The organism is Salinarimonas soli (assembly GCF_008386575.1).
Classification (GTDB): Bacteria; Pseudomonadota; Alphaproteobacteria; order Rhizobiales; family Beijerinckiaceae; genus Salinarimonas_A; species Salinarimonas_A soli.
In genome coordinates, this window is sequence record NZ_VUOA01000172.1 from 1 (window position 1) to 201 (window position 201).

Below are 201 nucleotides of genomic sequence, written 5' to 3' on the forward strand. Positions count from 1 at the left end.
ACGCTCGCCCGGGAGCGGGGGGGGGCCCGGGTCGAGCCGATCCGGCCGCCAGCTGCGCCTTATGAGCGCTTCGTCGCGCGCTTTCCCTACCCCGAGCCCCGCGACCAGGCCCGCGCCATCGCGGCCGTCCTCGACGGCCTCGCCTCGTGCACGCCGATGGCCCGCCTGGTCTGCGGCGCCGTGGGCTACGGCAAGACGGAG

The 201-nt window shown here is 77.1% G+C and carries 1 protein-coding gene; it reads left to right on the forward strand.

The genetic code is table 11. The features are described from left to right. Positions 1-201 (forward strand): DEAD/DEAH box helicase family protein (locus F0L46_RS26450; RefSeq protein WP_188312160.1); only part of this gene is annotated, 201 nt, incomplete at both ends.